General features: G+C 68.0%; 5 protein-coding genes. 4 read left to right on the top strand and 1 reads right to left on the bottom strand.

Going from position 1 to position 2,926, the window contains the following annotated elements; all coding sequences use genetic code 11:
* Positions 1 to 350: hypothetical protein (locus AC5RV2_RS16530; protein ID WP_494093237.1), on the bottom strand; the 350-nt coding region annotated here is incomplete at its 3' end.
* A 127-nt stretch (positions 351 to 477) separates the two neighbouring features.
* Here AC5RV2_RS16530 and rimP point away from each other — a divergent pair.
* The 4 genes from rimP to AC5RV2_RS16550 all read left to right on the top strand — a co-directional run.
* Complete coding sequence (rimP, locus tag AC5RV2_RS16535; RefSeq protein WP_494093238.1) at positions 478 to 1,092, top strand: ribosome maturation factor RimP; 615 nt, start codon at positions 478 to 480, stop codon at positions 1,090 to 1,092.
* A gap of 1 nt (position 1,093) precedes the next feature.
* Positions 1,094 to 2,068: a transcription termination factor NusA gene (gene nusA / locus AC5RV2_RS16540; protein ID WP_494093239.1), complete on the top strand. Its 975-nt coding sequence runs from the start codon at positions 1,094 to 1,096 to the stop codon at positions 2,066 to 2,068.
* Between the two features lie 85 nt (positions 2,069 to 2,153).
* Positions 2,154 to 2,528: a YlxR family protein gene (locus AC5RV2_RS16545; protein WP_493977726.1), complete on the top strand. Its 375-nt coding sequence runs from the start codon at positions 2,154 to 2,156 to the stop codon at positions 2,526 to 2,528.
* Between the two features lie 143 nt (positions 2,529 to 2,671).
* Positions 2,672 to 2,926, top strand: a 255-nt coding sequence (locus AC5RV2_RS16550) for a translation initiation factor IF-2 N-terminal domain-containing protein (RefSeq protein ID WP_494093240.1), incomplete at its 3' end; no start/stop codon positions are given.

Consider the following 2,926-nt stretch of genomic DNA (forward strand, 5'->3'; position numbering starts at 1 on the left):
GAGCCGGCGGGGGAAGACGGGGCCGCGGTGTCTGGTGCGGCAGGGGACCCGGACGGCCAGGACGTGGTCAGCCTCAGCAGGTCCGCCTGCGTCCGGAGCAGGTCGGCGGTGGGGGAGGCGCCGTCGTCGTCGTGTTCCTCGAAGGCCGAGGCCAGGCCCTCCAGCCCGGCCAGGGCGTCGAGGCGGGCTTGCTCGGTGCTGCTCGGGGGCGGGGCGGGCTCGGTGATGCTCGCCACCACGGTGCCGGTGCTGACCACGATCGCCGCGGTGAGCAACAGCAGCGGCGCCCGGCGCCACGCCCGGGATGGCGCGGCCTGCTTGCCGCCGCGGCGCCTTGAAGTAGATCCCACAACTGAAGATGATGTCACGGGTTCGGCGTCGGCTGCACCGGCGGTGGCGGGTACTGGCGGCGGGGAGGCCACCAGTGACGGTAAAGTCGCTAGTCTAGAAGCGAGACTTACGAAACAGGGAGGCAGCATGGCCCAGCGGCGCGATCACAGCGGCGTGCCCACTACCGGAGGGACATCCGGTACCGACACGTCCGCGGAGGCCGCACGCCTGAAAGAGCTGCTGGAACCGTCCGTCGCCGCGCACCAGCTGTTCCTCGAGGATGTGGAAATCCGGCACGCCGGATCACAGCGCATCATCCACGTCGTCGTGGACCTGCCCGAGGACCAGACCGGCGGCGTGGGGCTCGATGCCATCGCCGAGGTGTCGCAGGCCCTCTCCAAGACGCTGGATGAGGATCCGCGCGACGACGGCCGGGCTTACAGCCTGGAGGTATCCTCGCCGGGGCTTAGCCGGCCGCTGACCCAGCTGCGCCACTGGCGCCGGAACGTGGGCCGGCTGGTCAAGGTCAAGCTGGTCGCCGGCGACGACGTTGCCGGCCGCCTGCTGGAGGTCGGCGAGGCCGGCGTGACCGTGCGGCCGGAAGAAGCGCCGAAAAAGGGCATGAAGCCCCGTCCCGGCGAACCGGTCCACCTGGACTTCACGAACATCCGCTCCGGCAAGGTCGAAGTGGAGTTCGCCCCGGTAGACGACGACACGATTGCCGCCGCCGACGGCGAGCTGGAGAACGAGGAGGAGGCCTGAGATGGATATCGATATGAGCGCCCTGCGGCTGCTTGAGCGCGAACGCGAAATTCCGCTGGACCTGCTGATCCCCACGATCGAGCAGGCCCTGCTGGTGGCCTATCACAAGTCCCCCGGCTCCATCGACCAGGCCCGGGCGGAGCTGGACCGCAAGAGCGGCCACGTCACCATCTGGGCGGCCGAGGTGGATGACGACGGCACCGTGATCGGCGAGTTTGACGACACGCCCAGCGGGTTCGGCCGGATCGCGGCCAGCACGGCACGCCAGATCATCCTGCAGCGGCTGCGCGACGCCGAGGACGACAACGTCCTGGGCGCCTTCCGCGGCAAGGAGGGGGAGCTGGTGTCCGGTGTGATCCAGCAGGGGCACAACCCGCACATGATCCAGGTGGACCTTGGCACGGTGGAGGCGTTGCTGCCGCCGCCCGAACAGGTCCCGGGGGAGAGCTACGTGCACGGCACGCGCCTGCGCGCCTATGTGGTGGACGTCCACCGCGGCATGAAGGGCCCCTCGATCACCCTGTCCCGCTCCCATCCCGGCCTGGTGCGCAAGCTCTTCGAACTGGAAGTGCCCGAGATCGCGGACAAGAGTGTGGAGATCGTTGCCCTGGCGCGGGAGGCCGGCCACCGGACGAAGATCGCCGTCAAGGCCAACGTGCCCGGACTCAATGCCAAGGGTGCCTGCATCGGCGAGATGGGGTCCCGCGTGCGGGCCGTCATGACCGAGCTGCACGACGAGAAGATCGACATCGTCGACTTCAGCGAGGATCCGGCGACGTTCATCGCCAGCGCGCTGTCGCCGTCGCGGGTCAGCTCCGTGACCATCACCGACCCGGAGACGCGTTCCGCGCGGGTCGTGGTGCCGGATTACCAGCTTTCGCTGGCGATCGGCAAGGAAGGGCAAAACGCCCGGCTCGCGGCAAAACTGACGGGTTGGCGGATCGACATCGTGTCCGACGCAGCCATGGCCCAATAGCGCTGAAGAAGCAAAAACCATGCCCGGTTTCGGGCCTGCAACACGCCCGGTTCGTTGGCCGGGCACTGGAAGCGGTAGAATATCCATGGCCGGGTTTCCCGACAGTCAAAAGCCCTTGCAGGCGCACGCCCAGGCGGCCACGCCGCCCCAGCGGACCTGCATAGGCTGCCGGCGCCGGGAAGACCAGGCCGTTCTGCTGCGGCTGGCAGTCGAAGAAGTCGACGGTGTTCCCACCGTCGTCGTCGATCCGGCCCGCCGCAGGCCTGGACGCGGTGCCTGGATGCACCGCGGACCGGATTGCATGGAGCTGGCTTTGAAACGGCATGCCTTCGGCAGGGCCTTCCGGGCCACTGTTGACAGCAGCACTGTTGCAGACCAGTTCCGTGCTGACGACGAGGCGGCCACCGCGGCCGGCCCCGTCACCCCAACCGTCCAACCTGAAAGCGGGTCAGAAAACTGATGGAAACCCGATGAGTGCCAAGTGATGAGTACTTCATTGTGCTCCGCCCGCGGCCTTTCAGCCCATTCTGCTGAAAGCCGCAGCAAGAATTAGACGGTTCGTGCCCGGCAGACCTGCCTCGTGCGGACCGAGACAGGAGAAATGTGGCCAAGGTCCGCGTACACGAGCTCGCCAAAGAGCTCGGTATTACCTCGAAAGATGCAGTATCCAAACTGCAGGAGCTGGGCGAGTTCGTCCGCTCAGCGTCATCGACCATTGAGGCACCCGTCGTGAAGAAGCTTCGCGACGCGTTCCCCGCCGCCGCCCCGAAGGGCGAGCAGGCGGCCCCCAAGACAGCCCCCAAGGCAGCAGCGCCCAAGCCGGGAGCGAAGCCCGCTCCCAGCGCCCCGGCTGCCCCG

It is taken from the genome of Arthrobacter sp. Y3225116 (genome assembly GCF_059091245.1).